This is a genomic window from Cupriavidus sp. 22TCCZM01-5 (genome assembly GCF_057798915.1).
In genome coordinates, this window is the sequence record NZ_JBYOJR010000002.1 from 144,868 (window position 1) to 170,279 (window position 25,412).

Consider the following 25,412-nt stretch of genomic DNA (forward strand, 5'->3'; position numbering starts at 1 on the left):
TGCGAGATGCCGCACGGATAGTTCCGCCCCCATCTTGTCCCCCTGAAAGGAAAGCCAAGCATGCCGCTGCCTACCATGCCCGCCAAGCCTGCCCAATTGCTGGATCCGAGCGAGTTCGCTCCGGTCTCCGCGGTGCCCAAGGCCAAAGCCGTCACACAGGGAAAGAAACCTGTGCCGGCGCTCGAGCGCGTGGCATTGCTGGAAACCGGCGACACCCAGGCGCCTGCCGCCAAGGCGCGCGCCGCCGCCGGTACCCGCGCCCGCTCGACTCCCACGCCAACCGTGCCGGCCACGCCCGTCGCCGCGGCGCCGGTGAGCCTGGTCAAACCGGCGGCCGGCCCCAACCGCCGCGCACGCAAGGCAGAAGGCCCGAGCAAGCTGTTCGTGCTCGACACCAACGTGCTGATGCACGACCCGAGTTCGCTGTTCCGCTTCGAAGAGCACGACGTCTATCTGCCAATGATGACGCTCGAAGAACTGGACAACCACAAGAAGGGCATGAGCGAAGTCGCGCGCAACGCGCGCACCGTCAGCCGCACGCTCGACTCGCTGGTGAGCGACACCGGCGGCGTGCTCGATGACGGCCTGCCGCTGGCCAAGCTCGGCAACCGCGACGCGCAGGGCAAGCTGTTCTTCCAGACCCGGCTCAACGACATCAAGCTGCCCGAGGGCCTGCCGCAGGGCAAGGCCGACAACCAGATCCTGGGCGTGGTCAGCGCGCTGCAGCAGCAGTTTCCGGAGCGCGAGGTCGTGCTGGTGTCGAAAGACATCAACATGCGCATCAAGGCCCGCGCGCTGGGCCTGCCCGCCGAGGACTACTACAACGACCAGGTCCTGGAAGACAAGGACCTGCTCTACGCGGGCGTGATGCAGTTGCCCGGGGATTTCTGGACCAAGCACGGCAAGGGCGTCGAGAGCTGGCAGGACCCGAAGACCGGCGCAATGTTCTACCGCCTGACCGGCCCGCTGGTGCCCTCCTTCCTGGTCAACCAGTTCGTCTACCTGGAGCCGGTGGACGGCAGCCTGCCGCTCTACGCGCAGGTCAAGGAGATCAACGGCAAGACCGCGCTGCTGCAGACCCTCAAGGACTACACGCACCACAAGAACAACGTGTGGAGCGTGACCGCGCGCAACCGCGAGCAGAACTTCGCGCTCAACCTGCTGATGAACCCGGACATCGACTTCGTCACGCTGCTGGGCCAGGCCGGTACCGGCAAGACGCTGCTGGCGCTGGCCGCGGGCCTGGAGCAGGTGCTGGACCAGAAGCTGTACAACGAGATCATCGTCACCCGCGCGACCGTGCCGGTCGGCGAGGACATCGGCTTCCTGCCCGGCACCGAGGAAGAGAAGATGCAGCCGTGGATGGGCGCCTTCGACGACAACCTCGAAGTCCTGCAGAAGAGCGACGACAGCGCCGGCGAATGGGGCCGCGCGGCAACGCAGGAGCTGATCCGCTCGCGCATCAAGGTCAAGAGCATGAACTTCATGCGCGGCCGCACCTTCGTCAACAAGTTCCTCATCATCGATGAAGCGCAGAACCTGACGCCGAAGCAGATGAAGACGCTGGTCACGCGCGCGGGCCCGGGCACCAAGATCATCTGCCTGGGCAATATCGCGCAGATCGATACACCGTACCTGACCGAGGGTTCGTCGGGCCTGACCTACGTGGTGGACCGTTTCAAGGGCTGGAGCCACAGCGGCCACATCACGCTGGCACGCGGCGAGCGCTCCCGCCTGGCCGACCACGCCGGCGACGTACTGTAAGGCATGCCGCCGGCCTGCCCCTGCGGCAAGCTGGCGGACAGAATCCGCGCCCCGGCCCTCGGGCCGCGGGCGCTTGTTCCGTTCGCGACGAGATCGCTCGACAGGAGGCGTCGATGAGCCATCAGCAACCGCACGGCCGGCATCGTCAGCCGGCCGCCGCGCTCCGGCCCTGGGATCGCAAGCGCATGCTGGCGTTAGCCACGCTGGCCGCCGCCGGCATGGCGCTGTCTGCGGTCTGGCGGCCCGCGCGTGCCGCCGACGAGATGGTGATCCGCACCATGGGGCCGGTGAGCTACGTCTGTGGCGGCATTGCCGAAGACGAGCGCAAGGCGCTCGCCAGCCTGGAAAAGAACTTCAACATGGGCGTCCAGTTCTCGCAGGGCGGCAATGGCGAATTCCTCTCGGACGTGGCCGTACGGTTGTTGCGTGACGACCAGGAGGTCGCCGCCTTCCGCGCCGCCGGCCCACGCTGCCTCATACGTGCGCCAGAAGGCAGCTACAATATCGAGGCCAGTTACAAGGGCCAGACCAAGACCATCAAGATCGGCACCGGAAGCCGCGACGTTCAGTTGCGCTGGTAACGGAAGGATCCGGGTCGGGGCTGGCGACCGACCAGACAGGATGCCTTCGCGCCGTTCCCTTGCCCATTGCGCCATCCGGTTGCGCCTGCCCGCGGTTCCCGCCGCGGCGCGGCTGCCGCTGGTTTGCGCCGCCGCCCTGCTGCTGGCGGCCTGCGCCGGTGCGCCAGCCTCGCGCCAGGCAGGCCTGTCACGCACGCCAGGCAAGCCGATGATCGATCCGAGCGCGGGACTCGAGGAAATCTCCATCCAGGCCATGTCGCTGGTCGGCACGCCATACCGCTACGGTGGCAATACGCCCGACAGCGGCTTCGACTGCAGCGGCCTGGTGCGATACGTGGTCGCCCGCGCCGCCAACGTAAACCTGCCGCGCACCACCGAGGCCATGGGCACGCGCGGGTCGGCACTGGACCGCAGCGAGGTGGCATCAGGCGACCTGGTCTTCTTCAATACCACGGGCCGAGCCAATTCCCATGTCGGCATCTACGTCGGCCAGAACCGCTTCGTGCATGCGCCGTCCAGCGGCGGCACCGTGCGCCTTGAGGACATGGGCAAGTCTTACTGGGCATCCCGGTACAACGGTGCGCGACGCGTGGTCGCGGCGATCAATCAGCCGCTGCCGGCCCCGGCCCTGGCCCCAGAGCCGCCAGCCGCGCTGCCCGAGTCCGTGCCGCCTGTCGACGACGATCCGATCGCCGCCTTCGCCAACCAGTAGGATGCCCTGAACGACAAAGAGCCAGGCAGCTGCCTGGCTCTTCTTCATGCGCAGAGGTTTCGCCGTGTCTTACAGGATATGGCGGCCAACCCACCACGCAATCGCGGACATGAACGCCGAAGCCGGGATCGTCAGCACCCAGGCCCATACGATATTGCCGGCCACGCCCCAGCGCACCGCCGACATCTTCTGGGCGGAGCCCACGCCGACGATCGCGCCGGTAATCGTGTGCGTGGTCGACACGGGCACGCCCAGCGCCGACGCGAAGAACAAGGTCAGCGCACCGCCGGTTTCCGCGCAGAAGCCGCCCACCGGCTTGAGCTTCGTGATCTTCTGGCCCATGGTCCGCACGATGCGCCAGCCGCCGAACAGCGTGCCCATGCCGATGGCCACGTAGCAGCACACGATCACCCAGACTGGCGGCTCGCCGCCGGCGGCGACATGGCCGCTGGCGATCAGCAGCATCCAGATGATGCCGATGGTCTTCTGCGCGTCATTGCCGCCGTGGCCCAGGCTGTATAGCGAGGCCGAGGCCAGCTGCAGCCGGCGGAACCAGCGGTCCACGCGCGAAGGCGGCGTGCGAAAGAAGGTCCAGCCCACGATCACCATCATCAGCGACCCGAGAATAAGGCCCAGCAGCGGCGAGACCACGATGAACACCACCGTCTTCAGCAGCCCGTTGCCCACCAGCGCGCCGGTGCCCGCCTTGGCCACCGCGGCACCCACCAGGCCACCGATCAGCGCATGCGAGGACGACGAGGGGATGCCGTAGTACCACGTGATCCCGTTCCAGGCGATGGCCCCGACCAGCGCGCCGAATATCACGTAGTGGTCGACGATATTGACGTCCACGGTGCCCGTGCCCACGGTCGCCGCCACCTTCAGGTGGAAGATGAAGATCGCAATGACGTTGCACATTGCCGCCATCGCCACCGCATGGTGCGGCTTCAGCACGCCCGTGGAAACCACCGTGGCGATCGAGTTGGCCGCGTCGTGGAAGCCGTTCATGAAGTCGAACAGCAGCGCGAGCGCCACCAGCAGGCCGATCACCCACAGGCTCATTTGAATGGTATGCATTGCCGATTCCGCGTCAGGCGTTTTCCAGGACGATGCCTTCGATGATGTTGGCCACGTCCTCGCACTTGTCGGTAATCGTTTCGAGCTGCTCGTAGATGGCCTTCAGCTTGATCAGGCGCTTGACGTCGGTCTCGTCGCGGAACAGCTTTGACATGGCCGAGCGCATCACGCGGTCGGCTTCCGACTCGAGCTGGTCGATCTGCTGGGCGGTCTTCAGGATGGTGCTGGCGTTGCCCATGTCCTCGAGCAGGCCCACGGCGATCTTGACCTGGTCGCAGCACTGCACGCAGATGGCCGCCAGGCGCAGCGCCTCGTCGGTCAGGCTGGTCACGTCGTACAGCGAGATCGTTTCCGCCACGTCTTCCATCAGGTCCAGGATGTCGTCCATGGTCGTGATGAGCTTGTGGATCTCGTCGCGGTCCAGCGGCGTGATGAAGGTCTTGTGCAGCAGGTCGATGGTGTCGTGCGTGATCCGGTCGGCCTTCTTTTCGGTCGCCTGGACCCGGCGGGCATGCGCCTCGGCATTGGGCAAGTCATTGACCAGTGTCTGCAGTTCCTGGGCGGCGGTCACCGCGCAGTCGGCATGCTGGTTGAAGTATTCGAAGAACTTGCCCTCGGTGGGCATGAATCGGCCGAACATGGAATGTTCCTTGTCGCAGCGTGTTGGCGCTGCTTGGTTTGTTGCTGGAGGATGATACGCAATGCGTCGCGTGACAGCGGTCTTTTGGACCGCCGTCATCAAAGCGCAATATTTTACAGGGTTGTGGCCGCAATGCCTGCCGGTATGTCGCAAACGAGACGCTCGGCGACAGGCAGGCTTGACTTCAGGTGTCGTTGTCGAAGAAGGCCGGGCCGCCGCTAAAGTTGTCGAACTTGGTGAACTGACCCAGGAAGGTCAGGCGCACCGTGCCGATCGGACCGTTACGCTGCTTGCCGATGATGATTTCGGCCGTGCCCTTGTCCTGCGAATCGGGGTTGTAGACTTCGTCGCGGTAGATGAACAGGATCACGTCAGCATCCTGTTCGATGGCGCCCGATTCACGCAAGTCGGACATCACGGGCCGCTTGTTGGGGCGCTGTTCCAGGCTTCGGTTGAGCTGCGACAGCGCAATCACCGGGCAGTTCAGCTCCTTCGCCAGGCCCTTGAGCGAACGCGAGATCTCGGAGATTTCGGTAGCCCGGTTCTCGCCGCCGCCGGAGCCGGACATCAGCTGCAGGTAGTCGATGATGATCAGGCCGAGCTGCCCGCACTGGCGCGCCAGCCGGCGCGAGCGCGCACGCAGCTCCATCGGGTTCAGCGCCGGCGTCTCGTCGATAAAGAGCTGGGCGTCGTTCATGCGCTGGATGGCATGGGTCAGGCGCGGCCAGTCTTCGTCGAGCAGGCGGCCGGTACGCAGCCGGTGCTGGTCGAGACGGCCGACCGAGCCCAGCATACGCATCGCCAGCTGGGTACCCGCCATTTCCATCGAGAACACCGCGACCGGCAACCCCTGCTCTACCGCCACGTGTTCGCCGATGTTCAGCGAAAACGCGGTCTTACCCATCGATGGACGTCCCGCGACGATGATCAGGTCACCGGCCTGCATGCCGCTGGTCATCTTGTCGAGGTCGATGAAGCCGGTTGGCACACCGGTCACGTCGGTGGTCGAGTCCCGGTGGTACAGCTCGTCGATCCGCTCCACCACCTGCGTCAGCAGCGGCTGGATTTCCTGGAAACCCTTCTGGCCGCGCGAACCCTCTTCGGCAATGGCGAAGACCTTGGACTCGGCCGCATCCAGCAGCTCGCGGACTTCTCGCCCCTGCGGCGCGAAGGCCGACGACGCAATGTCGTCCGCCACGGTCACCAGCTTGCGCAGCACCGCGCGCTCGCGCACGATCTCCGCGTAGCGGCGGATATTGGCGGCGCTGGGCGTGTTCTGCGCGAGCGAGTTCAGGTAGGCCAGTCCGCCCACCTCCTCGGCCTTGCCAGCCACCTGCAGCATTTCATAGACGGTGATGACGTCGGCGGGCTTGGTGGCCGAGATCAGCTTCGCGATGTTCTGGAAGATCAGCCGGTGGTCAAAGCGGTAGAAGTCCGCTTCGGCGATGAAATCGGCAATGCGGTCCCAGGCGGAATTGTCCAGCAGCAGGCCACCAAGCACCGATTGCTCGGCCTCGATCGAATGCGGCGGTACCTTGAGACTTTCAAGTTGGGGGTCGGCGACGGGCGCGTTCATGGGGTGGGATTATACCGGCGGGCAGACCCTGGCCGGCTGACATTTGCGCGGCAACAATTCTGCATCAGGCCTTGACAGCGCCGGGTGTGCTGCAAAAAAAGCGTCATGATACGAATGCGGCGGACAAAGAAAAAGGCAGGAGCCACGCTCCTGCCTTTTTACTTGCTTGCGCCGGACTGGCCGGCACGGCAAGGTCTTGCTTAGACTTGCTCGCCCACGACAGCGACGGTCACGTCGACCACCACGTCGGTGTGCAGCGCAACGCTGACCGGGTGGTCGCCCACCGTCTTCAGCGGGCCGTTCGGCAGACGAACCTGGGCCTTCTCGACCTTGAAGCCTTGGGTGCCCAGGGCAACGGCGATGTCGGCGTTGGTCACGGAACCGAACAGGCGGCCGTCCACACCCGACTTCTGGGAGATCTGGACGGTCTGGCCGTTCAGCTTCTCGCCTTCGGCTTGCGCAGCGGCCAGCTTCTCGGCAGCGGCCTTTTCCAGCTCGGCACGCTTCACTTCGAATTCCTGGATCGCGGTTTGCGTGGCGCGGCGGGCCTTCTTGCTCGGGATCAGGAAGTTACGGGCGTAACCATCCTTCACCTTGACGATGTCACCCAGGTTACCCAGGTTGATCACTTTTTCCAGCAGAATAACTTGCATCGTGTTCTCTCCTTTACGGACCTATGGCCTGGACTATCAGTTCTTGTGCAGGTCGGTGTACGGCATCAGCGCCAGGAAGCGGGCGCGCTTGATGGCCGTATCCAGCTGACGCTGATAGTGAGCCTTGGTACCGGTCAGGCGAGCCGGCGTGATCTTGCCGTTGTCGCCGATGAAGTCCTTCAGGGTGTCCAGATCCTTGTAGTCGATCTGTTCCACGCCAGCCACGGTGAAGCGGCAGAAGCGCTTGCGCTTGAACAGCGGGTTCTGTTGCTGGAAGCGCTTCTTGTTCTTGTTGTCACGTTTGATGAATGCCATGATTCAATCCTTTACGAATGCTTTACATCCGGTGATGTGAAAGACGAGGGCCTTGCTGTTGCGGTGCTTGCGGGTCAGGAATCCTTCGCAGTCGAGCAGCGTGCCGAGCGGCAACCGCTCCAGACGCTGGCCAACCGGGCCGATTCCCATCGCTGCAATGGCAAACTCGACCTGCCTCGGTGTTTCCGCCTCGATCGCCTCGCCGCTGTACTGCAGGATGCAGTTCACGACGGGCACACCGGCCGGGGTATACCTGAGGGCATCGCGTTCCGCCAGTGTGGCGGCTAGCCGAAGCTGGTTCAACGCGTGGCCCCTTGCAGTGTGTTGCCCATGCTGCCGTGGTCAGACTTGCCGGCCACGACCGGCACCGCAGTCCGCACTCAGGCGGCCTGGCCTTCGGTGGTCGTTTGCGCGGCCTTGCGGGCTTCTTCGCGCTGCACTTCCTTCATCATCGGCGAAGGAGCGGTTTCGGCCTTCTTCGTCTGCACGATCAGGTGACGCAGCACGGCGTCATTGAACTTGAAGGCGTGTTCCAGCTCGGCCAGGGTTTCCTTGCCGCACTCGATGTTGACGCAAACGTAGTGAGCCTTGGCCAGCTTCTGGATCATGTAAGCCATCTGGCGACGGCCCCAGTCTTCCACGCGGTGAACCTGGCCGCCTTGCGACGTCACGAGCGACTTGTAACGCTCGATCATGGCCGGCACTTGCTCGCTCTGGTCCGGATGGACGATGAAAACGATTTCGTAATGACGCATTGACGCTCCTTTTGGGATGAGCCACCCGGGCGTCACGTCCGGTGTGGCAAGGTTGAATAGCCCTAAATTATAGCTCGACTGTTGACAATCGCGCAACCGCGCTCACGCCGCCGCGAATAGCGCCTGGAGCCGGTCCGGCGCAGCGGCCAGCCCCGGGTCCTGCGCCAGGGCCAGCAACAGCAGCACCCTGGCCTTATAGGGATTCAGGTCGGCAGCGGAAAGGAAAACGCCACCATCCGGGTCGGCAACTGGCGGAATCGCCACATGCCCCGCCCCTGTACGCGAACTCCGCACCACGGCCACACCGGCCGCCGCGGCATCCCTGAGCGCTGCGATCAGTGTCTCGTGCACCGACCCATTGCCCGCCGCCGCCACGATCAGGCCACGCACACCCGCGGCCACCATCGCGTCCACCGCGATGCGGCCGGGCTGCGCGTAGCTCGCGATGATCTCGACATCCGGCCAACGGGCCGGCACCAGCAAGGCAGCCGCTATGGCGTGCGCAGGCTTGCGCGCCAGCCGCACCAGTTCATCCTGCACAAAGCCCAGCGGACCGGTCACTGGCGATACAAAGGCATCCACCGACGAGGTATGCGCCTTGGTCACGTCGCGCGCCGCATGAACCTGCTGGTTCAGCACCACCAGCACGCCCTTGCCGCGCGCATCTGGATGGCCAGCGACGCGCACGGCATCGAGCAGATTGAGCGGACCATCGGCCGACAGCGACGTCGACGGCCGCATGGCCGCAGTCAGCACCACCGGCACCGGGCATGCCTGCGTCAGGTGCAGGAACATCGCCGTCTCTTCGAGCGTGTCCGTGCCATGCGTGATGACGATGCCGGCCACATCCGGCTGCGCCGACCAGTGCCGCACGCGCTCCGCGAGCGTCGACCAGAGCGAGAACACCATGTCCTTGCTGTCGACCTGCGCCACCTGTTCGGCCTCGACCCTGGCCACCGACTGCAACGCCGGCACTGCCGCCAGCAGCGTTGTCACGGGTACCGTCGCAGCCTGATAGCGCGCGCTGCTGGCCGGGTTGGTCGAGGCGCCGGCAATGGTGCCGCCGGTGGCAAGGACCACGATGCGGGGAAGCTGGGACATGGTCGGGATGCAGGAAGCTGAGGTCCGGCGATTGTACCCGCGGCATGCGGGCAAATCGGAAGTCGAGCAGACACTTCTGAAATTCTGCTTGCGCTTGCGCCGATACTGTATAAAATCACAGCATACTGTTTAAACATACAGTGCCCGCCTGGCTGGCAGCGGTATCGCACCGGGGCACTCATCACGGAACGCTTCCATGGCGACCCTGACACCCCGGCAGCAGCAGATTTTCGACCTGATCCGCAACACGATCCGCGGCACGGGCTTCCCGCCTACGCGCGCCGAGATCGCTGCGGAGTTCGGCTTCTCGTCGCCCAATGCCGCAGAAGAGCACCTGCGGGCGCTGGCGCGCAAGGGCGTGATCGAACTGACGCCGGGCGCATCGCGCGGCATCCGGCTCAAGGTAGCGCGCAGCGATTCCGAATCCCCTGACCAGTTTTCGCTGCCGGTGTCCGGCATCATGCAGCTGACGCTGCCGCTCGTGGGCCGCGTCGCCGCCGGCAGCCCGATCCTCGCCGCCGAGCATATCGACCGCCAGTACCAGGTCGATGCCACTGTCTTCGACGAGCGTCCCGACTACCTGCTGCGCGTGCGCGGCCTGAGCATGCGCGACGCCGGCATCCTCGACGGCGACCTGCTGGCCGTGCGCAAGGCCAGCGAAGCGCCCAACGGCAAGATCGTCGTGGCCCGCCTGGGCGACGACGTCACCGTCAAGCGCCTGCAGCGCCGTGGCGGCACGATCGAGCTGATCGCGGAAAACCCGGATTTTCCGAACATCGTGGTCACGCCCGGACGCGAGGAATTTTCACTCGAAGGCATCGCCGTCGGGTTGATCCGCTCCTCGGGCTTCTGACCAGCGCGGCCAGCCGCGCGCTGGCCGCCCTCCTCCTTGCAGTGCCGACGCCGCCCGCATGACGAGTGTTGACCCCGCTTTTGCCAATCGAGAGGTGTAGCCATGCCGCAAATCGAACACATTGCAGCCGCCCGTCAGCCCGTCAAGCCGGTGCCGTTCCGGCAGTCGAAGGGCGTCCGCATCTACCAGGGCGCGCAGCGCCGCACCATGGTTGGCAGCATGGCAGCCATCTGCCGGATGCTGGAACTGGCCGAGCCGACCAAGCTCCTGGCCTGAGTCCCGCCGGCAAGAACCGGCAGGGGTCGTCATCCGGCCCTTGAATGGCGGATTCATCGAGAATTGCATATTCCGCAAATCTCATCTTCATTTGTTTTATCTGCGACATCTTTCCATCGAGGGTGCCAGCTTCTAGCCTTCAGTTAGCAGGCACAGCGTGCCCCGGCGCCGTCGCAGAACGGCCCAACCGCAGCATGGCACGCCATTGAACCGGGCCGGCTCGCGCGCATTGCCGCCGCCGGCCGCCAGCCTAGCGTTGCCGGGGTAATTGCGAACGCCAGCGACGGTGCCGGTGCCGGTGCCGTCAGCGAATCGGCATGGGGGGCATCATGGCCGCCATCGAAACGCCTTGCGCCAGGACTTTGCGTCGCGGCGACCCGCTCGGTGCGGCATAGCCCTGCCTTGACGACGGACCGCCCATGCCGCGCAACTATTCCGAACTGGAAATCGTGATCGGCACGGATGCCGCAGGCGGATATGAAGCCGAGGCCAGGCACCGCGTGCCCGAAGGCGATGTGATCACCCCACGCGTGCCGATGCCGCTTGCACCCGACGACCCCGCGGTGCGCGACGCGGATCCGCAGGTGTGCGGCCGCGCACTGGCCGCCGCCCTGTTCGCCGCGCCACCGCTGCGCGACGCCTTCGTCCTCGCGCAGGCATCGGCCAACGAACGCCACCTGGACCTGCGCGTGCGCCTGCGCATCGGCGTCGACGCGCGCGCATTGCACGCGCTGCCATGGGAAACGCTCTACGACCCCGCAGGCGAGCACGCGTTGTTCATCACCCAGCGCTGCTTCTTTTCGCGCTACCTGTTTGCGCGGGAAATGCGCCTGCCGCGCCTGCGCGCACGCAGCGACGTAAGCGCGCTCGTGGTGGTGGCGAACCCAAGCGGACTGGGCCCCGAACTGAAGCCGATCGATGCCGCCGGGGAAGCCGCGCGCACCGTCGCCGCGCTGGCGCCGATTCCCGCGAAGGCCCTGGCGGAACCCGGCCACGCCACGATCGACCGCATCTTCGCGGCACTGCAGGAAGGCGCCGATGTGTTCTGCCTCGTGTGCCACGGCGCGCTCGTGGACGACCAGCCCATGCTGTGGCTCGAACAGGCCGACGGCAGCCGTGACCTGGTGAGCGGCAGCGTGCTGGTGAACCGCATCGGCACCCTCGAGCGTCCGCCGAGCCTGGTGGTGTTGTGTTCTTGCCAGAGCGCCGGATCCGGCGCCGCGCGCAGCGCCAGCACGCTGATGGCCCTGGGACCGCTCCTTGCCCAGGCCGGCGTGCCGGCGGTCCTGGCCATGCAGGGCAATATCGGCATGGCCACCATGAACGCCTTCCTGCCGCGGTTCTTTGCCGAGCTGCGCGAACACGGCGAGGTGGATCGTGCCGCCGGCGTGGCGCGCGCGGCGGTCAGCGAGTACCCGGACTGGTGGATGCCCGCGGTGTTCACGCGGCTGGACAGCGGCCGCATCTTCTACCCGCCCGGTTTTGCGCCCGATGAAGGCGATGGCGGCGACGCCTGGCGCGCCGTCATCGAGAACATCCGCCACGGCGAGACCACGCCGATCCTCGGGCCCGCGATGAGCGAAGCCATGTTCGGCTCGCGCCTGCAGCTCGCCCAGACCTGGGCCGAGGCCTACCACTTCCCGATGGCCCCGCACGAGCGCGACGAATTGCCGCAAGTCGCCCAGTACCTGGCGGTCTCGCAGCAGGGCGTATTCCCGCGCCGCCTGTTCTACAAGTTCGCGTACCAGCATATCGTCCAGCAATACCGCGACCTGCTGACCCCCGAACTGCTCGCGCTGAAGAACGAGGACGTCATCGCGGAGCTTGGCAATGTGGTCAGTGCCGTCGGCCGCGCACAGCGCGACCGCGAGCCGCAAAGCCCCTACCGCGCCATGGCGCGGCTGAAGCTGCCGGTCTACCTGAGCACCGACCCGAGCGACCTGCTGGCCGATGCGCTGCGCGAGAGCGGCGCCGACCCGAGCGTGCGGCTGTGCCGCTGGAACCGCCAGGCCGAAGCCTGCGACGATGCGCTGGCCGAAGGCCGCAAGCGCGCCGCGCCGACCGCGCAGGCGCCAATGGTGCTCAAGCTCTTCGGCGACCTGCGCGAACCGGGCTCGCTCGTGCTGACCGAAGACCAGTACTTCGACTACCTCACCAGCGTGTCGGTCAACCGCAATGCGATTCCGCTCGCGGTGCGGGCGCGCCTGAACGACAGCGCCCTGCTCTTTGTCGGCTTCGACGTACAGTCGTGGGAATTCCGCATCCTGTTCCGCAGCATCCTGAACCTGGAAGGCGCCGACCTGCGCCAGGAATACCAGCACCTGTCGGCGCAGCTCGACCCCAACAGCATCGTTGACCCGGTGAGCGCGCGCCGCTACCTCGAACGCTATTTCCAGGACAAGGCCAGGCTCAAGCTGTACTGGGGCGATGTCGGCATGTTCACCGCAGAGCTGTTCCAGCGCATGGAGTCCTGACATGGCGCACGCGAGTCCCGGCCCCTACATCGGCCCGACGCCGCTTGGCGAAACCGATCCGATCTTCGGGCGCGATGCCGAGATCGAGGAGCTGCGCGACCGCCTCATCGCCGACCGCATCGTGCTGCTGTACTCGCCATCGGGCGCGGGCAAGACGTCGCTGATCGAAGCCGGCCTGCGCCCGCGCCTGGCCGACCGCTTCGACGTATTGCCGACCGCGCGCGTCAGCGCGCCCTATGGCGGCGCCAACCGCTACGTCTCGAGCGTGCTGCATGGCTGGGCCGCGCGGTCCGGCGTAAAGCCGCGCGAGAACGACACGCTGCTCTCGTACCTGTCGCGCATGCCGGGTCCGCCCTCAGACGCAAAGCCACGGCGGCTGATGATCGTACTGGACCAGTTCGAGGAGATCTTCACGCTGGACAGCGACGACGTCGCACAGAAGCGAGAGTTCTTCAGCCAGCTTGGCGACGTGCTCGACCTCGGCCCGAGCCCGGTCTGGGCACTGGTGTCGATGCGCGAGGAGTATTTCTCTTGGCTCGATGCCTACCGGGACCTGGTACCGACAAGGCTCAACAACACCATGCGCATCGACCTGCTGACGCGCGAGCAGGCCCTGCAAGCCCTGACAGGCCCCGCCGCGGCCGTTGGCGTGGACTTCCGCGAAGACGCCGCGCAACGGCTGGTGCATGACCTCGCGCAGATCCGCACGCGCGATGCGAACGGGCAGGCGGTCATGCGCGAAGGCCGCTTTGTCGAGCCGGTCCAATTGCAGGTGGTGGGCCTGAGCCTGTGGCGCCAGTGCTTCGGCGACGCCGGCACGCCGCCGGCGGGTGCCGCCATCACGCTCGACCAGGTACAGCGGCTCGACACCGGCGCAGCGCTGGCGACATACTGCAACCTGGCCCTGGACGCCGCGGCGCCAACCCGCGCGCGCCAGCGCGTAGTGCGCGAATGGATCGAGAGCCGCCTGATCACGGCCGCCAACATGCGCGCGCAGGCTACGCTTGAGGCGGGCGTGCGCGCGGCGCCAACCGCGACGGAACTAGGCGTGCTGCAGCAATACCACCTGGTGCGCGCGCAGAGCCGGCAGGATGCACAATGGTATGAGCTCACGCACGACCGGCTGACCGAGCCGCTGCGCGCCAGCAATGCCCAATGGCGGGCGCAGTACCTGCCGCACTGGAAACAGCTTGCGCGCGCGTGGGCGCTTTCGGGCGAGAACCCCGGCGTATTCGGCAAGCTCACTTCCACGGAAGAGCTGGACGATACCCTGCTCGAACCGGAAGACATGCACAGCGAAGCCGAGAACCGCTTCCTGGCTGCATACCAGCGCCACCGCGAATCGCGTGCCCGTGCGCGCAAGTGGCGCATCCTCGGTTATGCGCTGGGCCTGGTCACGCTGGTCTTCCTGTTCGGCTTCGTGCTGTCAGCCTGGCAGTTGCGCTCGACCAAGCAGGAACTTGCGCGCCAGAACGCGTTGTTTTCCTTGCTCAATTCCCGCCCGGCACCGGACGCGGCATTGCTGGCGGCGGTCGAAGGCACGCGTGGCCAGCACGGGCACGACCGCCCCGGCAATGCCTTCGACTTCCGCCGCCCGCTGCTTGGCACGCTGCACCGCGCGCGCCATATCGAAGCCTACCTGGCCCGCGCGGATGGCCGCATGACTGAAGTCCAGGCCGATGCCACGCACCGCGCCACGGCGCGCCTGGATTCTGGACGCTGGGAAATAGAGATCGCGGAGCTGACGCCGGGAGGCCGCCGCGCCAGCCTCGACGAAACGCAACTGCGCAACCAGCATCCGCAGGGCGTGCGGGCGTTCGCGCTGGCGGGCGCAGGAACGCTTGCCACCGGCGGGCAGGACGGCAGCGTGGCCCTGTGGAGCATCGCGCAGCCGGGCCGGGCCACCCGGCTCGCACTGCCACGCGGTGCCCGCCCCGAAAGCGGATGGGGCCCGGTTTCCGCCCTGGCCAGCGATGGCCATCGGCTCGTGGCCGGCTACGAGGGCGGCCGTGTGGTCATATGGGACCTGGCCCGCGCGGGCGGCAACTGGCAGCAGCCGGTCGCGGCCGGCCGCCTGCACGCCATGCGCGTGACCGGGCTGGCACTTTTCGACAACGGCCGCCAGCTCGCGACCGTATCGCGCGATGGCAAGGCACGGCTCTGGCGGCTGCCGGAGGATTCGGCCCCCGGGCCGGAGCAGCTCACGGGCCCGGCACAGGAACTGCCGTCCCCCCCGGGGAACACCGACTGGTTCTCGGGGTACCACAGCGTGGCTGTCAGCCTTGACGGCAGCCTGGTCGTGGCCGGCACGCGCAGCGGCCGCATCGATGTCTGGCGCGCGGCGGATGGAGGGCGCTGGCCGCGCCCGCTGTCCGGGCATGACGATGCCGTCGTGCGACTGGTATTCACGGACGCGCGGCAACTGCTGTCAGGCGGGTGGGATGGCCGTGTCATCAAATGGCAGCTTGACCCGGAGGGCATGCAGGTCGTGCGCAACGAGTTGATCGACCTGCCGACGCAGATCACCGGGCTGGCGCCAGGCGGACGCCAGCAACTGCTGGTCTCGACGGAACAGGGCGAGCTACTGCAAATGCGCGCGGACACGCCGCGCAACCCGGTCGCGCGCATTGTGGCGCGCAAGCAGGACAACGTCCCCCCGCAACTGCTGGCGCTGGGCGGCAGCGCTCCTTCGCAAGCCGCGGCCAGTGACGGCCAGGGCCTGACAATGCTCCAGTCCGAAGGCGCACAACTCGCCGTGCATCGCCTGCCCGGGCAATTCGAGGCGCCCGTCACCGCGCTGGCATGGGCGCGCGGCGCGCAGCGCCTGGCGCTGGCCGATGCCGGCGGCAGCGTGTGGATCCTCGGCACGGACGGCGGCGGCATCGCCCTGCCCGAAGCCAAGGCCAGCAGCCAGGCCCGCCTCGCGCTCAGCCCGGGCGCCGACCTGCTTGCGATCCGCTCCGGCGACGCCGGCAATGGCCGCCGCCTGCAAATCTGGCGCATCCGCCCGGCAGGCACTGCTGGCGCCGCACCGCCTTGCCAGTTGTCCCTGCCTGACGATCTGGCCCGCGCCACCAATGCGGTGTTCCGCCCAGGCAGCAGCGAGCTGGCCGTGTCCGACGATGACCGGCTCAGCCTGTGGCGCATCGACACATCCGGCCGCGACTGCGCCAGCGCACGGGCCACGCAGGTGCTCCAGTTCCAGGAACTGCCACGCGGCCAGATTACGAGCCTGGCCTTCAACCGCCGGGGCGATACGCTGGTCGCTGGCAACTACCTCGGCAAGGTATTCCGGCTGGCGCTCGGGGAAGCGCCATCGGATCCCGCCAGGACAGCGGGCGCGCTCGTCCTCCTCAAGCAGGACGCGTCCGGGGTCATTACCTCGCTGGCCGTTCCCGATGCGCCGTTCGTCGTGGCCGGCGACGACCACGGCAACCTGTTCCTGCTCGACAGCCACGCCGACCGTCCGCTGCCGATTCCCCAGGCGCTCTACCACGACCCGCGCCAGCCCGTCGCCCAGCTTTCCGTCAGCGACGACGGACGCTGGCTCTATGCCGCCGGCACCGAAGTCGCGGCAGTCTGGGATCTCGACCTTGACGCGTGGCGCCGCCAGGCCTGCGCGATCGTCGGCGGCGGCTTCACGGCGCGGCAGAAGGCCGATTACTTCAAGGCCGACACGCCGCAGCCGGATGCCTGCGAATCGCACTGATCCCGGCACTGACACAAGAGGAGATCCGCCATGCCGTTCCAGACCATCGCCGCCACCGGCACCACGTACGCCCTGATCGCACTGGACGCCGACGGCAACGAGCGCAGCGACGACCCGGACGCCGCCGGCGGCCAAGCCGGACGCTTGTCCGACCGGCTGCTGGCCCAGTGGCACGATGGCCCCGCGCCGACCGACATCTTCCTGTGGAGCCACGGCTGGCAAGGCGACCTCCCGGCCGCGCGCAGCCAGTACGACCGCTGGATCGGCGCATTCAGCGCCTGCGCCGTGGATGAACAGGAAACGCGCACGCTGCGGCCCGGCTTTGCACTGGCCCATATCGGCGTGCACTGGCCAAGCCTGCCATGGGGCGACGAAGAAATGGGGGATGCCGCCAGCTTCGCCGCCTCCGCGCCCATGGGCAGGGACGCGATGATCGACGCCTACGCGCAGCGCCTTGGCGACACGCCAGCGGTGCGCGAGGCGCTCGCCGTCATCGTCGAAGCCGCGCGCACCGGAGCCGATGCGGCACGGCTGCCGGCCGAGGTGCGGCAGGCTTACCTCAGGCTGGACGAAGCGCTCGCATTGGGCACAGGCGGCGCCGATGGCGATGCCGGCGCCGACCGCCTGCCGTTCGACCCCGACGCGTCGTTCGCCGAGGCCAGCCAGCTCGGCGCCGCCTACGGCGCGCCTTCGCTTGGAGGCATCCTTGCCCCGCTACGCCAGCTTTCGTTCTGGACCATGAAGAAGCGCGCGCAGACCGTAGGCGAACAAGGCGTCCACGCGCTCGTCAACCGCCTGTTCGACACCCTGCCGGACGCGCGCTTGCACCTGATGGGCCACAGCTTCGGCTGCATCGTCATGTCGGCCGCACTGGGCGGGCCCGGCGGCACGGCCGCATTGCGCCGGCCGGTGGATTCTTGCGTGCTCGTGCAAGGCGCGATGTCGCTATGGGCCTATGCCCCGTCGATTCCGGTGCGGCCGGACTCGGCGGGCTATTGCCATCACCTGCTGCCGGACGGCAAGCTGCGCGGGCCACTGGTGGTCACGCGCTCGCGGCACGACACTGCCGTGTGCGAGCTTTATCCGTGGGCCGCGGGCGTCGCGGGACAGGTGGCGTTCGATGCGGCACCGACTTATCCCACGTTCGGCGCGATCGGCGCGTTCGGCATCCAGGGCGTGGACGCCGCGGCCGACATCGCCATGCTCGACATCGACGGGCGCTACGCCATGCCCGGCGGGCGCGTGCTGAACGTCGAGGCCAGCGCCTATATCTGCCACAAGTCCGGCATCTCGGGGGCGCACAACGACATCAGCGGGCCGCAGGTCGCGCACCTGATCTGGCAGGCCGCGCAGGCAAGCGCCACGGAGGCCCCATGAGCGGCGCGCCCTTGCCGCCCTTGCCGATTGCGCTGGGCGTACATGCCGACACCGGACGGCCGCTGCCGGACCTCGACCAAACCGGCATCGACGCCTTCTGCGCGCGCGAGCAGGCCGGCCGCGGCGCCCGCGAGCGCGCCGCGGAGCGGGCGCGCCAGGCCGATACGTATGCGGTCATGGGCGACGTGGACGCCGACAATCTCGCGGAAGCCGGCTGGGGCCTGCTGTTTGCCGCGGACACCGATCCGGCGCCTTACCTAGAAGCCTTGTCACCGCTGATCGACAGACGGCGCGCGCAGGCGGGCGACATCAAGATATTCCACGGCCCCGAAGGTTGCCTGCCCGGCGACACCGCCTCGAGCTGGCTCGCGCGGCACAAGGTATCGCTGAACGTCGTCGACCCCGCGCTGGGCGTGCCGTATTACCTGGTCCTCGTCGGCCCGCCCGGCAAGATTCCGTTCTCGTTCCAGTACACGCTGGACCTCTACTGGGCAGTTGGCCGGCTGGATTTTGCCGAGCTGGAAGACTATCGGTGCTATGCCGACAGCATCGTCGCTTATGAAAGCGCCACGACCGTACCATCGCGCCGCAGCGTCGCCCTCTTCGCCACCTGCCACGACTTCGACCGCGCCACGCAGATGCTGACGCGCCAGCTCGCCACCCCCCTCGCCGCGGGCAATGAGCAGACCAGGCCGCTCGGTGAGCGGCAAGGCTTTGCCATGCGCGCCGTGCTGGGCGATGCGGCTACCAAGGCCGCGCTGACCGGCCTGTTGCGCGGCGACGGACCGGACGGCGCACCAGCCATCTTGCTGACCGGATCACACGGCATGTGCCTGCGCGCCGACGACAGCCGGATTGCCGATATACAGGGCGCGCTGGTCTGCCAGGACTGGCCTGGCTATGGCGCCATCGATGCCGGCCACTGGTTCGCCGCCAGTGACATCCCCGCCGACGCCCGGTGCCATGGACTGATTCACTTCTGCTTTGCATGCTTCGGCGCGGGTTCGCCCGAACTGGACAACTTCAGCGCGCCCGGCGGAAACAGCAACCGCATCGCCCCATGCCCATTCACGGCCCGCCTGCCTCAGCGCCTGCTTGCCCACCCGCATGGCGGCGCGCTGGCCGTTCTTGGCCACGTCGACCGGGCCTGGGCCTACAGCTTCCAGTCCGAGCGCGCGGATCCGCAAACCCAGGGCTTTCGCGACGTGGCGGGCAGCCTGCTGCGCGGCCAGCGCGTGGGCCAGGCCACCGACCGCTTCAATATCCGCTGGGCTGCGCTCAGTACCGAGCTCGCCGACCTGCTGCGCGATCGCAGCGCGGGTGCGGAGGTTTCAGAAGCGGAAATCGCATTGCGATGGATCGCACGCGACGATGCGCGCAACTACGTGGTACTGGGAGACCCGGCGGCGCGGTTGCGGGTGCGCGAAATGGAGGGATAGTGCCGCGGCTACGGCGGCTAATCGTTGGCGTCGCCGGAGATTTGATCGATTTCATGCCTGGCGGCGGCATAGGCTGCATCGATCGCGCCACCTTCCGATGCCGCGAGCGCGCCGGCGTTATGTCGATGCCCGTGCCCGCGGATGACAAACGACCAGTCCCACTGCCCGCCTGGCGCCTTGATCGCCTGAATCGAGATTTCCCGGGTCTTGTATCGAAATTCCATGACCGCCTCCTGTTGTCCAGTCCATCGTAGCAGGAAGCTGGAGCACTCAGATAGACAATGGCTGTGGCTTTACCTTCTTCCCCAGGACGGCCATTACGATCAGCCCGAGGGACGGAGTAAAGATCATCGAGAAAGCGAGCCAGATTGCAACGGAGCGCCCCAGTATGTGCGCCAGCAGGCCAATCGCAAAAGAACAAAGCAACCAGAAGGCAACGGCAAGCATGATGGTGATGGAAGCTAGTTTGTTACCTGTCCAGTATGGAAAACCAACGCCATTCCATTTGATCCCAAGTGACATCCGCTTTGCGATTCGGGACAGTCGGGATAAACCCCATGCGCGCATGGGGCATGGTGAGTCGCTCACGTGGCATTCGTCCACCCCATGCGATCTGCGCGGGAGAAAGGCTCGGGCTCGTTGTCCGCCCCTGAGGGCTTTCCGAAAGTGAATCTCAGGTACTTCAACTTCTGTTTGCTTGTCGGACAGCGACCGATACCGACGTGGTCTTCCCGCGCCGAAACTGTCTCCACGGACTACCACAGGAGATCGCCATGGCCAGCAAGAACATCCACGTCGTCCCTACCTACAATGGCTGGGCGGTTCAGTTCGAAGGTGGTTCCGGAAACGAGCAGCGTTTCACCTGTCAGCAACATGCCATCGCCACTGGGATCGAAAAGGCAAAACGGGCAAAGGTCGAACTGCTGATCCACGGCCGGGATGGACAGATTCACGAGAGGAACTCGTTTGGCCAGGAAACGCCCGATCTAAAGGGGTAATGGCTGGGCCAGTTCGGGCAGAAAGCCGAACCAGCCACCATGACTATCTAAGCACTGCCAGCGAGAGGCCGCTAGGGGTCCGTTTGACATTCCCGGCGCGATAAGGCTGTGGCGAACCCGATGGCCGGCGAAGACACGCTGCCACCCTAGTACCTCAGGCCGCCCTGCCATCTATCTCTGTCACCATCGTACCGATGGTCGTCCCAGTCTCGATAACCATGATCGTGCTCATGGTATCGACCGTCCTCCCTGTAGTATCCATGGTGCTCTTCCCGGTCGGGCGCTACCACGCAGCCACTCAGCAATGCCGTAAAAGTGGCAAGCAACACAAGAATGGTTTTCATAAGGCACTCCCCTGTCTGATCCTCGTCTGTTTCCAGCTTATGCATTGGATTTCCGGCGGGATGTAGGACACGGAGTTCTGCCGTGGCAGGCGCAATCCTACAGCAAACCTTTGCGCGGTTGCCCCCGTTCGAGCGACCCATCGGCCAGTTGATCCTATTAGGGGACTCGGGCCGGCAAGAACTCGCCTCACTGCCCGGGGAGACCGTGATACGATGGCTCGCGGCATGGCATGGCCGTATCTTTGTCAGATGAATCGCTGGGATGAGGTGGCTGTGGTGGATGACCAGACGCCGTTCGGCGTTGTGTTCGAGGACTTCCGGTTGATATGGGTAGCGGAGCGCCTGCAGGACGGAAAATGGACGGCGCGCTACTGCTGGCACCCAGGTACGACCGAGGCTGCGGGCAAGGCGCTCCAGGAGAATGTGCTAAACGGCAAATCGCGCCGGCTTCTGGGTCAGTACGACAGCGAGGCTGAGACCATTGAAGCCATCAAGCAGGCAGTGCTGCTGGAGGCGAAGTGGTCGCCTCGCAAGTGACGAAGTCAGCCCCGAAAAAATTTTGTGCGGGATACTAGCCATATCGGAAAGTTACTTATATAATCTTGGTTTTCGTCGATCAGCGCTTCGCTGATGACCTCTACGGTGGCTGTAGCTCAGTTGGTAGAGTCCAGGATTGTGATTCCTGTCGTCGTGGGTTCGAGTCCCATCAGCCACCCCAAGAATTTTTTAAAAGCAGCCACTTATTCAAGTGGCTGTTTTTATTTTCGGGCGATCTTTCCAGTATTTATCTCCGCCATGTTCCTCGGCGGGAATACTCGGCATCCAAACACCGTTGGCCACATTATTCACGCCTTAGACCCACGCAGAAATCCTGGTTCGGCAAGCATGTCGGGGAAGAAGATATGCTTTACACAGCCCCTACTGATGCAGGGTTCTAAGGGCGAGCCCACTCACCGATACTTTTACGCGAGGGACATTGACCCCCCTCGACCTTCCCATCAGGCGGTCTCCGGAAGAGCCGCCTGCTTTTTTTTTGCGATGGACCAGCCCTGACATGGAACCCATGGGCGGGATCGCCTGACAAACCTGCCGTGCAGCAATGAGGAGCGCGGTATGAAGCAGATATTCGGGATGGCGGTGGCGGCCTTGCTGGCAATGACGATGGCCGCATGCGCGGGTAGCGGCACAGAAGGCAGCGGCTCAGGCATTACCACCTATGGCACGATCGACGTAGGCATCAGCCACACAGGCAAATAGCTGTTGCGCTGAGGAACTCTATCGAGACGACTCGATTCAATCGCCTGCTCGGAGAACGCAAAAAAAAGAGCCCGCGGCGCGGACTCCAACTTTTGCGATCTCAAATGCCCTGAAGGCCGTTGCACTGTAGCTGGCATCCAGGACTTGCGCCATTCGGGTTAACCGAAGTCGCGGCCGGGCAACTCAAAAAAAAACAGCCCGCAATGCGGGCTGAATAATCAGTTGAAGAAAGCCCTGTATTCGAGGGCAGGCACAGTGTAAGAAAGTGCCTGCCCTCGGCTAATTAGGGGAATCCCTTTCCTGGCGCGGGTTTCCGGAAGATCGTTGGCAGTAAGTGCCGCACGCGCTACCTGCATTCCCCCCATGCATGGATTCGCCACTCGGAATTAGAGCATTTATTCTACGACGCTCCTGGCGCTATCCACGGTAATCGCCTATGCGGCTGCGCGATGCGCAGGCTCCACGGGGTCCGTGGAGCGCAGATGCGAACGCGCTTCTTCGAAAAGCGCATCCACATCAGTTTGCGTACGGGCTCCGGACATCCGCTTGGCGTCAGACAGCACGCGCCGCCAGCCACGACCACCCGCGACGCCACGGTAGAGACCCAGCATGTGGCGAGTCACCGCGCCCATGTAGCCGCCGCGCTCCACCAAATCACCGATAAAGCGCTGCATGGCAAGCTCCACCTCCAGCCGCGACCGGACCGGTGCCTCAGCGTCACCGTAGAAACGGCGGTCCATTTCAGCGAGCACATAAGGCTGGTGATAGGCCTCCCGTCCAATCATCACCCCGTCGACGTGCTCCAGGTGGATCGCCATTTCGTCATAGGTGACGATGCCACCGTTGATCAGGATCTCCAGCTGCGGGAAATCCTTTTTCAGTTGGTAGGCCACTTCATAACGCAGCGGTGGAACCTCGCGGTTCTCCTTCGGGCTCAGGCCTTTCAGGATCGCATTGCGCGCATGCACAATAAATGTCTCGCAGCCAGCCTGCGCCACGGTGCCGACAAAATCACGGACAAAATCATAGTGTTCGACCTTGTCGATGCCGATGCGGTGCTTGACGGTCACCGGGATCGACACGGCATCGCGCATGGCTTTCACGCAGTCCGCCACGAGTTTCGGCTCCGCCATCAGGCAAGCGCCAAATGCACCACGCTGCACGCGCTCGGACGGGCAGCCGCAATTCAGGTTGATCTCCGCATAGCCCCACTGCTGGCCGAGGCGCGCGGCGACTGCAAGGTCCGCCGGCTCGCTACCACCCAATTGCAGGGCCACGGGATGCTCCGCGGCGTCGAAGTCCAGATGTCGGGGCACGTCTCCATGCAGCAGCGCGCCGGTCGTCACCATCTCCGTGTACAGCCAGGTATGGCGGCTTAGTTGGCGATGGAACATTCGACAATTGCGATCGGTCCAGTCCATCATCGGTGCAACCGAGATGCGGCGTGGGCTTGGCTTCATGGAGTTATTGACTTGTCTGCGGGACGGTTGCAACCGGCACAGCGGTGCATCACTCGCCCATGTGCCGGCCCAGGCAGAGTTCTGCGGGCACCGGCATCGGTCTACGCGGGAAAGGACAACAGTATAGGCCACAGCGCGCGTTTGCGCTGCGACCCGTGCCCCGCGAGACGGTTGTCGCCTCAGCGGGCGGCGGCGTTCCGCTCGATCCAGGCGGCGTAGGTCGTCAGGTATTTGCCTAGAAATCCGCGCGTCGATTCGTTCGCGATACCACCCTGCTCGTCGAACAGCTTGTCCGCTCCACCGATATAGGCTTCCGGCTGTTGCAGGACCGGCACGTTCAGGAACACGAGCGACTGGCGCAGGTGATGATTGGCACCAAAGCCGCCAACGGCACCGGGGGAAGCGCTGATGACACCTCCGGGCTTGCCGTCCCATACACTGCTGCCATACGGGCGGGACCCGACATCAATGGCATTCTTCATTGGCGCCGGCACGGAACGGTTGTACTCGGGCGTCACGAAGAGCACGGCATCGGCGCGGCGGATACGGTCCCGGAAAGCGGTCCATTCGGGAGGCGGGCTGCCGTCCAGGTCCTGGTTGTACAACTGCAGGTTGCCGATCTCGACGATCTCCAGCTTCAGCGGCTGCGGCGCCAGCGCGATCAGCGCCTTGGCCAGCTTCCGGTTGAACGACTCCTTGCGCAGGCTTCCCACCAGTACAGCGACATCTCGAGGATTGCTCATCACGACTCCTTCAACTGTGTGGTTCGAGTGAAGCGGAACGGCTCTGGCCTCCATGGATCACTTGGCATGCCCGGCGCCGAACCAGCCCTCACTCTACCCGACTCCGGAGAGCCGCGTGGCGCACCCCGCTTACTTGCCGAGGCTTGCCAGAGGATGGTTTTCCGCACGCCACGGGCTGTCGAAGAATGACATCACTTTCTCGCGGCCCACTTCGTCGATGCGCGCATCCTGCCAGCGCGGCTGGTGGTCCTTGTCGATCGCCAGTGCGCGGATGCCTTCCACGCCGTCGCCCTTGCGGAACACGTAGTGCATCATGTCGAGCTCCATGCGCAGCTCATCGTCCAGCGACATCGTGCGCGCGCGACGGATCTGCTCCAGCGACACATGAAGCATCAATGGCGAGCGGCTGCGCAGCATGGCCGCGGTGTGGGCGGCCCACTCGCCCGGCGCATCGCTGATCGCGGCGAGGATGTCCACCACGGTGTCGCCGGCGAAGATGCTATCGATCTCCACCGACAGGCTCGCAAGCTGGCTTTGTGCCGGCACGCAGGCGTCGCGATGCTGCTGTGTGAAGGTGGCGATATGGTCAAGCACGGCCTGGCCGTTGTCGAACGCGCGCGCGCGCAGATCGCTCGCGACCTCGGCCAGCACATTGGCAGGGAGGAAGGCGTCTGCCAGTCCGGCATACAGTGCGTCGGCCGCGTGGATCGCCGTCCCGGTCAGGCCCAGGTATTCGCCGATGCGGCCCGGCGTGCGCGCCAGGAACCAACCGCCGCCCACGTCCGGGAACAGCCCGATATTGGTTTCGGGCATGGCCATCCTGGTGCGGTCGGTGACGATGCGCAGGCGCGCGCCTTGCGAAATGCCCATGCCTCCGCCCATGACCACCCCATCCATCAGCGCAATATACGGCTTGGCGTAGCGGTGGATCAGGAAGTTGAGGGCATATTCCTCGACAAAGAACTGATCGAGCAGCGGATCGCCCTCGTGCGCAGCCTTATGGAAATAGCGGATGTCACCACCGGCGCAGAAGGCCTTGCCGCCGGCACCGCTCACCACGACCGCCACCACTTCCGGCGCATCGGCCCATGCCTGCAGTGCCTCGGTCATGGCACGGATCATTTCCAGCGACAGCGCATTAAGCGCCTGCGGCCGGTTCAGTGTCAGGTAGCCGATGCCACCCTGGACTTCTGTCGTGACGAAGTCAGTCATGATGCTCTCCCACGCAAATGCAACCCGCGATTCTACGCCGATCACCCGCGCAGAAGCGCAGGCGCGGGCGGCATCCGCACACGCCTGCGTGCCCTC

Annotated in this window: 25 protein-coding genes and 1 tRNA gene; 13 read left to right on the forward strand and 13 right to left on the reverse strand. The window is 65.5% G+C overall.

Annotated elements, in window-relative coordinates; all coding sequences use genetic code 11:
- Positions 1 to 60: 60 nt before the first annotated feature.
- The 3 genes from AC3FNH_RS02765 (at position 61) to AC3FNH_RS02775 (ending at position 3,057) form a co-directional block, all read left to right on the forward strand.
- Positions 61 to 1,764 carry a PhoH family protein gene (locus AC3FNH_RS02765; protein WP_276100185.1) on the forward strand — a complete coding sequence of 568 codons (1,704 nt, stop codon included), beginning with the start codon at positions 61 to 63 and terminating at the stop codon, positions 1,762 to 1,764.
- 113 nt (positions 1,765 to 1,877) lie between these two features.
- Positions 1,878 to 2,345, forward strand: a complete 468-nt coding sequence (locus AC3FNH_RS02770; protein ID WP_488719007.1) for a hypothetical protein — start codon at positions 1,878 to 1,880, stop codon at positions 2,343 to 2,345.
- Between the two features lie 40 nt (positions 2,346 to 2,385).
- A complete protein-coding gene (locus tag AC3FNH_RS02775; protein WP_488719008.1) occupies positions 2,386 to 3,057 on the forward strand; it encodes a C40 family peptidase in 672 nt (223 codons plus the stop codon).
- A gap of 69 nt (positions 3,058 to 3,126) precedes the next feature.
- Here the strand turns inward: AC3FNH_RS02775 and AC3FNH_RS02780 are convergent, their stop codons facing one another.
- The 8 genes from AC3FNH_RS02780 to AC3FNH_RS02815 form a co-directional block, all read right to left on the reverse strand.
- Positions 3,127 to 4,134 (reverse strand): inorganic phosphate transporter, encoded by a 1,008-nt coding sequence (locus AC3FNH_RS02780; RefSeq protein ID WP_276100182.1) that lies wholly within the window; start codon positions 4,132 to 4,134, stop codon positions 3,127 to 3,129.
- A gap of 13 nt (positions 4,135 to 4,147) precedes the next feature.
- Positions 4,148 to 4,774 (reverse strand): DUF47 domain-containing protein, encoded by a 627-nt coding sequence (locus AC3FNH_RS02785; protein ID WP_276100181.1) that lies wholly within the window; start codon positions 4,772 to 4,774, stop codon positions 4,148 to 4,150.
- Between the two features lie 184 nt (positions 4,775 to 4,958).
- Positions 4,959 to 6,350: a replicative DNA helicase gene (locus AC3FNH_RS02790; protein ID WP_276100180.1), complete on the reverse strand. Its 1,392-nt coding sequence runs from the start codon at positions 6,348 to 6,350 to the stop codon at positions 4,959 to 4,961.
- Positions 6,351 to 6,550: 200 nt separating this feature from the next.
- The gene (gene rplI / locus AC3FNH_RS02795) at positions 6,551 to 7,003 is read right to left on the reverse strand and encodes a 50S ribosomal protein L9 (protein WP_276100179.1); all 453 of its coding nucleotides are present in this window, start codon (positions 7,001 to 7,003) and stop codon (positions 6,551 to 6,553) included.
- A gap of 36 nt (positions 7,004 to 7,039) precedes the next feature.
- The gene (gene rpsR, locus AC3FNH_RS02800) at positions 7,040 to 7,318 is read right to left on the reverse strand and encodes a 30S ribosomal protein S18 (protein WP_011298166.1); all 279 of its coding nucleotides are present in this window, start codon (positions 7,316 to 7,318) and stop codon (positions 7,040 to 7,042) included.
- Between the two features lie 3 nt (positions 7,319 to 7,321).
- On the reverse strand, positions 7,322 to 7,621 hold the full coding sequence (gene priB / locus AC3FNH_RS02805) for a primosomal replication protein N (protein ID WP_276100178.1): 300 nt from the start codon (positions 7,619 to 7,621) through the stop codon (positions 7,322 to 7,324).
- A 77-nt stretch (positions 7,622 to 7,698) separates the two neighbouring features.
- Positions 7,699 to 8,073 carry a 30S ribosomal protein S6 gene (gene rpsF, locus AC3FNH_RS02810; protein ID WP_011298168.1) on the reverse strand — a complete coding sequence of 125 codons (375 nt, stop codon included), beginning with the start codon at positions 8,071 to 8,073 and terminating at the stop codon, positions 7,699 to 7,701.
- A 102-nt stretch (positions 8,074 to 8,175) separates the two neighbouring features.
- Entirely contained in the window at positions 8,176 to 9,174 is a 999-nt protein-coding gene (locus AC3FNH_RS02815) for an asparaginase (RefSeq protein WP_276100177.1), read from the reverse strand.
- Between the two features lie 196 nt (positions 9,175 to 9,370).
- Here AC3FNH_RS02815 and lexA point away from each other — a divergent pair, with 196 nt between their 5' ends.
- The 6 genes from lexA to AC3FNH_RS02845 all read left to right on the forward strand — a co-directional run bounded on the left by lexA (position 9,371) and on the right by AC3FNH_RS02845 (position 19,302).
- Positions 9,371 to 10,027: a transcriptional repressor LexA gene (gene lexA / locus AC3FNH_RS02820; RefSeq protein ID WP_276100176.1), complete on the forward strand. Its 657-nt coding sequence runs from the start codon at positions 9,371 to 9,373 to the stop codon at positions 10,025 to 10,027.
- A 102-nt stretch (positions 10,028 to 10,129) separates the two neighbouring features.
- Entirely contained in the window at positions 10,130 to 10,303 is a 174-nt protein-coding gene (locus AC3FNH_RS02825) for a hypothetical protein (protein ID WP_276100175.1), read from the forward strand.
- 419 nt (positions 10,304 to 10,722) lie between these two features.
- On the forward strand, positions 10,723 to 12,777 hold the full coding sequence (locus AC3FNH_RS02830; protein ID WP_488719009.1) for a CHAT domain-containing protein: 2,055 nt from the start codon (positions 10,723 to 10,725) through the stop codon (positions 12,775 to 12,777).
- Position 12,778: 1 nt separating this feature from the next.
- Positions 12,779 to 16,486, forward strand: coding sequence for an nSTAND1 domain-containing NTPase (locus AC3FNH_RS02835; RefSeq protein ID WP_488719010.1), 3,708 nt, complete (start codon positions 12,779 to 12,781; stop codon positions 16,484 to 16,486).
- A gap of 30 nt (positions 16,487 to 16,516) precedes the next feature.
- Positions 16,517 to 17,863 carry a hypothetical protein gene (locus tag AC3FNH_RS02840; protein WP_488719011.1) on the forward strand — a complete coding sequence of 449 codons (1,347 nt, stop codon included), beginning with the start codon at positions 16,517 to 16,519 and terminating at the stop codon, positions 17,861 to 17,863.
- Positions 17,860 to 19,302 (forward strand): C25 family cysteine peptidase, encoded by a 1,443-nt coding sequence (locus AC3FNH_RS02845; protein ID WP_488719012.1) that lies wholly within the window; start codon positions 17,860 to 17,862, stop codon positions 19,300 to 19,302. The genes AC3FNH_RS02840 and AC3FNH_RS02845 overlap by 4 nt, the downstream gene beginning before the upstream one ends.
- Positions 19,303 to 19,319: 17 nt before the next feature.
- On the opposite strand, the gene AC3FNH_RS02850 is transcribed toward AC3FNH_RS02845, so the two are convergent.
- On the reverse strand, positions 19,320 to 19,526 hold the full coding sequence (locus tag AC3FNH_RS02850; RefSeq protein ID WP_276100170.1) for a hypothetical protein: 207 nt from the start codon (positions 19,524 to 19,526) through the stop codon (positions 19,320 to 19,322).
- 46 nt (positions 19,527 to 19,572) lie between these two features.
- Positions 19,573 to 19,824, reverse strand: coding sequence for a hypothetical protein (locus AC3FNH_RS02855; protein WP_276100169.1), 252 nt, complete (start codon positions 19,822 to 19,824; stop codon positions 19,573 to 19,575).
- A 251-nt stretch (positions 19,825 to 20,075) separates the two neighbouring features.
- Here AC3FNH_RS02855 and AC3FNH_RS02860 point away from each other — a divergent pair, with 251 nt between their 5' ends.
- The 4 genes from AC3FNH_RS02860 (at position 20,076) to AC3FNH_RS02875 (ending at position 21,901) form a co-directional block, all read left to right on the forward strand.
- Positions 20,076 to 20,300 (forward strand): DUF2188 domain-containing protein, encoded by a 225-nt coding sequence (locus tag AC3FNH_RS02860; RefSeq protein WP_488719013.1) that lies wholly within the window; start codon positions 20,076 to 20,078, stop codon positions 20,298 to 20,300.
- Positions 20,301 to 20,893: 593 nt separating this feature from the next.
- The gene (locus tag AC3FNH_RS02865) at positions 20,894 to 21,181 is read left to right on the forward strand and encodes a hypothetical protein (protein WP_276100693.1); all 288 of its coding nucleotides are present in this window, start codon (positions 20,894 to 20,896) and stop codon (positions 21,179 to 21,181) included.
- Positions 21,182 to 21,286: 105 nt separating this feature from the next.
- Positions 21,287 to 21,362: transfer RNA gene (locus AC3FNH_RS02870), tRNA-His, on the forward strand.
- A 395-nt stretch (positions 21,363 to 21,757) separates the two neighbouring features.
- Entirely contained in the window at positions 21,758 to 21,901 is a 144-nt protein-coding gene (locus AC3FNH_RS02875; RefSeq protein ID WP_276100167.1) for a hypothetical protein, read from the forward strand.
- Between the two features lie 434 nt (positions 21,902 to 22,335).
- On the opposite strand, the gene dusA is transcribed toward AC3FNH_RS02875, so the two are convergent.
- The 3 genes from dusA to AC3FNH_RS02890 all read right to left on the reverse strand — a co-directional run bounded on the left by dusA (position 22,336) and on the right by AC3FNH_RS02890 (position 25,316).
- Positions 22,336 to 23,361 carry a tRNA dihydrouridine(20/20a) synthase DusA gene (dusA, locus tag AC3FNH_RS02880; RefSeq protein ID WP_488719014.1) on the reverse strand — a complete coding sequence of 342 codons (1,026 nt, stop codon included), beginning with the start codon at positions 23,359 to 23,361 and terminating at the stop codon, positions 22,336 to 22,338.
- A gap of 179 nt (positions 23,362 to 23,540) precedes the next feature.
- Entirely contained in the window at positions 23,541 to 24,104 is a 564-nt protein-coding gene (locus AC3FNH_RS02885) for an NADPH-dependent FMN reductase (RefSeq protein WP_276100165.1), read from the reverse strand.
- Between the two features lie 129 nt (positions 24,105 to 24,233).
- Positions 24,234 to 25,316, reverse strand: a complete 1,083-nt coding sequence (locus tag AC3FNH_RS02890) for an enoyl-CoA hydratase/isomerase family protein (RefSeq protein WP_488719015.1) — start codon at positions 25,314 to 25,316, stop codon at positions 24,234 to 24,236.
- Between the last annotated feature and the right edge of the window lie 96 nt (positions 25,317 to 25,412).

Bases quoted from the DNA above. Each gene is read 5' to 3' on its own strand.
- AC3FNH_RS02890 (WP_488719015.1), bottom strand. From the start codon at position 25,316: ATGACTGACTTCGTCACGACAGAAGTCCAGGGTGGCATCGGCTACCTG.
- AC3FNH_RS02840 (WP_488719011.1), top strand. From the start codon at position 16,517: ATGCCGTTCCAGACCATCGCCGCCACCGGCACCACGTACGCCCTGATC.
- AC3FNH_RS02835 (WP_488719010.1), top strand. From the start codon at position 12,779: ATGGCGCACGCGAGTCCCGGCCCCTACATCGGCCCGACGCCGCTTGGC.
- AC3FNH_RS02790 (WP_276100180.1), bottom strand. From the start codon at position 6,350: ATGAACGCGCCCGTCGCCGACCCCCAACTTGAAAGTCTCAAGGTACCG.
- rpsF (WP_011298168.1), bottom strand. From the start codon at position 8,073: ATGCGTCATTACGAAATCGTTTTCATCGTCCATCCGGACCAGAGCGAG.
- AC3FNH_RS02885 (WP_276100165.1), bottom strand. From the start codon at position 24,104: ATGAGCAATCCTCGAGATGTCGCTGTACTGGTGGGAAGCCTGCGCAAG.
- dusA (WP_488719014.1), bottom strand. From the start codon at position 23,361: ATGAAGCCAAGCCCACGCCGCATCTCGGTTGCACCGATGATGGACTGG.
- AC3FNH_RS02815 (WP_276100177.1), bottom strand. From the start codon at position 9,174: ATGTCCCAGCTTCCCCGCATCGTGGTCCTTGCCACCGGCGGCACCATT.
- AC3FNH_RS02785 (WP_276100181.1), bottom strand. From the start codon at position 4,774: ATGTTCGGCCGATTCATGCCCACCGAGGGCAAGTTCTTCGAATACTTC.
- AC3FNH_RS02875 (WP_276100167.1), top strand. From the start codon at position 21,758: ATGAAGCAGATATTCGGGATGGCGGTGGCGGCCTTGCTGGCAATGACG.
- AC3FNH_RS02825 (WP_276100175.1), top strand. From the start codon at position 10,130: ATGCCGCAAATCGAACACATTGCAGCCGCCCGTCAGCCCGTCAAGCCG.
- AC3FNH_RS02765 (WP_276100185.1), top strand. From the start codon at position 61: ATGCCGCTGCCTACCATGCCCGCCAAGCCTGCCCAATTGCTGGATCCG.
- AC3FNH_RS02860 (WP_488719013.1), top strand. From the start codon at position 20,076: ATGGCCAGCAAGAACATCCACGTCGTCCCTACCTACAATGGCTGGGCG.
- AC3FNH_RS02770 (WP_488719007.1), top strand. From the start codon at position 1,878: ATGAGCCATCAGCAACCGCACGGCCGGCATCGTCAGCCGGCCGCCGCG.
- lexA (WP_276100176.1), top strand. From the start codon at position 9,371: ATGGCGACCCTGACACCCCGGCAGCAGCAGATTTTCGACCTGATCCGC.
- AC3FNH_RS02845 (WP_488719012.1), top strand. From the start codon at position 17,860: ATGAGCGGCGCGCCCTTGCCGCCCTTGCCGATTGCGCTGGGCGTACAT.
- AC3FNH_RS02855 (WP_276100169.1), bottom strand. From the start codon at position 19,824: ATGTCACTTGGGATCAAATGGAATGGCGTTGGTTTTCCATACTGGACA.
- rpsR (WP_011298166.1), bottom strand. From the start codon at position 7,318: ATGGCATTCATCAAACGTGACAACAAGAACAAGAAGCGCTTCCAGCAA.
- AC3FNH_RS02780 (WP_276100182.1), bottom strand. From the start codon at position 4,134: ATGCATACCATTCAAATGAGCCTGTGGGTGATCGGCCTGCTGGTGGCG.
- AC3FNH_RS02830 (WP_488719009.1), top strand. From the start codon at position 10,723: ATGCCGCGCAACTATTCCGAACTGGAAATCGTGATCGGCACGGATGCC.
- AC3FNH_RS02850 (WP_276100170.1), bottom strand. From the start codon at position 19,526: ATGGAATTTCGATACAAGACCCGGGAAATCTCGATTCAGGCGATCAAG.
- AC3FNH_RS02775 (WP_488719008.1), top strand. From the start codon at position 2,386: ATGCCTTCGCGCCGTTCCCTTGCCCATTGCGCCATCCGGTTGCGCCTG.
- AC3FNH_RS02865 (WP_276100693.1), top strand. From the start codon at position 20,894: ATGAATCGCTGGGATGAGGTGGCTGTGGTGGATGACCAGACGCCGTTC.
- rplI (WP_276100179.1), bottom strand. From the start codon at position 7,003: ATGCAAGTTATTCTGCTGGAAAAAGTGATCAACCTGGGTAACCTGGGT.